The 3064-nt window shown below is 41.3% G+C and carries 2 protein-coding genes and 2 pseudogenes; all 4 read right to left on the minus strand.

Features of this window, described 5'->3' with window-relative positions; all coding sequences use genetic code 11:
* Positions 1–846, minus strand: a pseudogene (rapZ, locus tag BHE89_RS13385) (RNase adapter RapZ); the annotation flags it as partial.
* 80 nt (positions 847–926) lie between these two features.
* Positions 927–1394 carry a PTS IIA-like nitrogen regulatory protein PtsN gene (gene ptsN, locus BHE89_RS13390; protein WP_023582879.1) on the minus strand — a complete coding sequence of 156 codons (468 nt, stop codon included), beginning with the start codon at positions 1392–1394 and terminating at the stop codon, positions 927–929.
* A gap of 149 nt (positions 1395–1543) precedes the next feature.
* Positions 1544–1831 (minus strand): ribosome hibernation promoting factor, encoded by a 288-nt coding sequence (gene hpf, locus BHE89_RS13395; protein WP_036913954.1) that lies wholly within the window; start codon positions 1829–1831, stop codon positions 1544–1546.
* A 23-nt stretch (positions 1832–1854) separates the two neighbouring features.
* Positions 1855–3064, minus strand: a pseudogene (locus tag BHE89_RS25790) (RNA polymerase factor sigma-54); the annotation flags it as partial.

The raw sequence follows: 3064 nt of genomic DNA on the forward strand, positions 1-3064 counted from the left end.
TTTTCGAGTGTTCTGTGGCGTGATTGTACGTTTTTCCCTCTAGAGCGGAAATAATCGGCGAGTTGCTCAGCAACATAAACTGAACGGTGTTTACCCCCCCGTACAACCAATTGCCACCGTCAAATAACTACGGTTATTGGTTTCTAGCATCGGCAACCAAAGTTCAAGATAGCTTCTCGTTTGATAAATAAAGTTATGCACTTCGGTGTGTCTATCTAAGAATGCCGCGACAGGGCGATCGAGACCTGTCATTGGACGCAGTTTAGGATCCCAATGTGGATTCGGTAAGAATCGCACATCAAAAACATAGTCTGCATCAATAGGAATACCATGCTTAAAACCAAAGGATTCAAAGACCATTGTTAGCTCGCGTTCACGCTTTCCTAATAAGCGAGTACGCAGCATTTCTGCAAGCTCATGAACTGACATTTCAGAGGTGTCAATAATGAGATCAGCCCGTGATCGTAATGGTTCAAGCAGATCACTTTCGGTATCAATGGCCATTTCTAGCGAAAGATTTTTGGTTGAAAGCGGGTGAAGACGTCGAGTATCACTATAACGACGAATTAAGGTATTTCTATCTGCGTCTAAAAATAAGAGTTGTGGAGAATATTCAGCGGGTAAACTTTCCAGCGCTTTTTCGAAGATCTCCGGCGACTCTGGCATATTTCGGACATCAATACTGACTGCGGCAGCAGAAGCATCACGTTCAGCCAGTGTTTTTGCGAGCTCAGGTAAAAGATCAACAGGTAAGTTATCAACACAATAAAATCCCATGTCTTCAAGCGCACGCAAAGCGACTGACTTACCTGAACCAGAGCGTCCGCTGACTATCATCAGCACCATGAGGTAGCTCCCCTATAATTTCCCAGTGATGAATATCATTCCACTGTAATGCTATTCGCGTCCTACTAAACCCGTAGGGGTTATTCTGTGATAATCTGATAAAGCTCTTCATCACTTTGTGCGGAGCGTAGTCGGCGACATAAATTTTTGTCTGCCAACTGTTTTGCAATCAAAGACAGTGTGTGTAAATGTTCCTTACATTGTGTCGCAGGAACGAGTAATGCGAACAACAAATCGACAGGCTGATTATCAATAGCGTCGAAGGCAATAGGTTCGCTTAGGTGAAGAAACACACCAACTACTTTTTCTGTTTCATCACTTTCAATACGTCCATGAGGAATAGCTAAACCACCCCCAATCCCTGTTGTACCGACTTTTTCACGCGTTAATAAGGCTTCAAATATCAGTGTTTCGGGTAAATTAAGTGCTTTTGCTGCATTTTCACTGATAATTTCTAACGCGCGCTTTTTACTCGTGCAATGTACATCATTATGCGTACATGCCAGAGAAAGTACGTCGCTAATATTCATCTTTGTATCGTTGTTCATTGTCTTATTCACTTAGACCAGCAAACCAGATGCCACAAAGTGACATCTGGTTTTGTGTTACTGATATTGATTAGGCATTGGCTTAAACCGAGTCATAAACAACACAGTAACTTCGCCGATTGTATTCCCATTTCACAATGGGAAATGAATTAATGTTGTCTCAGTTTATCTTTGTGTTTGGTTAATTGACGAGCCAGTTTATCCATTAATCCATCAATTGCTGCGTACATATCTTCTGCTTCTGCAGAAGCATGTAATTCACCGCCATTAACTTGAATGGTCGCTTCCGCGATTTTATTCACTTTCTCGACTTTCAGGATGACCTGAACGTTATTAATTTTGTCAAAGAACTGAGGTAATTTCGCGCTTTTTGCTTTGACGGTATCACGCAGAGCATCGGTTAATTCAATATTATGACCAGTGATTTGAAGTTCCATAGTGTCTTCCTTCTCAATTATGCTCAAACCAACTCTTTGCGTTGATTTGAAGGCGGGATGGATAATGACTCTCTATACTTCGCAACAGTGCGTCGAGCAACTTGTATTCCAAGCTCTGCGAGCATATCAGCCAGTTTACTATCACTAAGTGGTTTCGCTGGATTTTCTGCTGCGATTAGTTTCTTCACTAAAGCCCTGATTGCTGTTGAAGAGGCTTCGCCTCCGCTATCAGTATTCACATGGCTAGAGAAAAAATACTTCAATTCGAAAATTCCTCTTGGGCAATGCAAAATTTTTGCGTTGTTACTCGAGAAATGGTGGATTCGTGCATTTCAACCTGTTCAGCAATATCTGCCAACACAAGGGGTTTCATATGCTCTTCACCCAATTCGAAAAATGCCTGCTGTGTGTCAACAATGCAATGAGCGACTTTTAATAATGTCTCATTACGGCTTTCTAAACTTTTTATCAGCCATTTGGCTTCTTGTAAATTGTCACGAATAAATTTTCCATCGCTTTCATTTTGAGTCGATTGACCCAATGCTGCGTAAGTTTCATTTATTCGTAGGCGAGGAATGCTATCTGTATTTAACTCAACTTGCCAGCGTTCACCTGATTTTTTTACCAGTATATCTGGAATAACATACTCTGACTCGCCTGTATCAATACTTAATCCGGGTTTAGGATCAAGAGACTGGATCAGTTCAATAACAGATTTAAGCGTCTCTTCTCGTAACTTCGCTTGACGCATCAGTTGACGAAAATCACGGTTACCTAGTAACTCTAAATATTGGCTAATGACTAACTGCGTTTCTTTAAGATAGGGTGTTTCTGTTGAAAAAGCGGATAGCTGAATCAAAAGACACTCTTTTAAATCACGAGCAGCAACACCAATAGGATCAAAGCGTTGAATACGTTTTAATACGGCTTCGACTTCATCAAGCTCTAATTCATCATCGCCCATTCCAGCCAGGATGTCATCTGTTGTGACAGTTAAATATCCTGTTTCATCAATAGCATCGATAATACTTATCGCAATTGCTTTGTCTGTTTCTGAAAATGGTGTGAGATCAGCCTGCCATGTTAGGTAATCTTGCAATGAGGCGGTTGTTTCACCTTGATACAGAGGTAGTTCATCATCAGTATAGTCACTACTGGTGCCTGAAGGTGTACCTGCCGTGTAGATTTCTTCCCATTGCGTATCTAAAGGGAGATCATCAGGCATCTCTTTTT

The sequence above is a fragment of the Shigella sp. FC1967 genome (assembly GCF_001743005.1).
In the GTDB taxonomy this organism is placed as follows: domain Bacteria; phylum Pseudomonadota; class Gammaproteobacteria; order Enterobacterales; family Enterobacteriaceae; genus Proteus.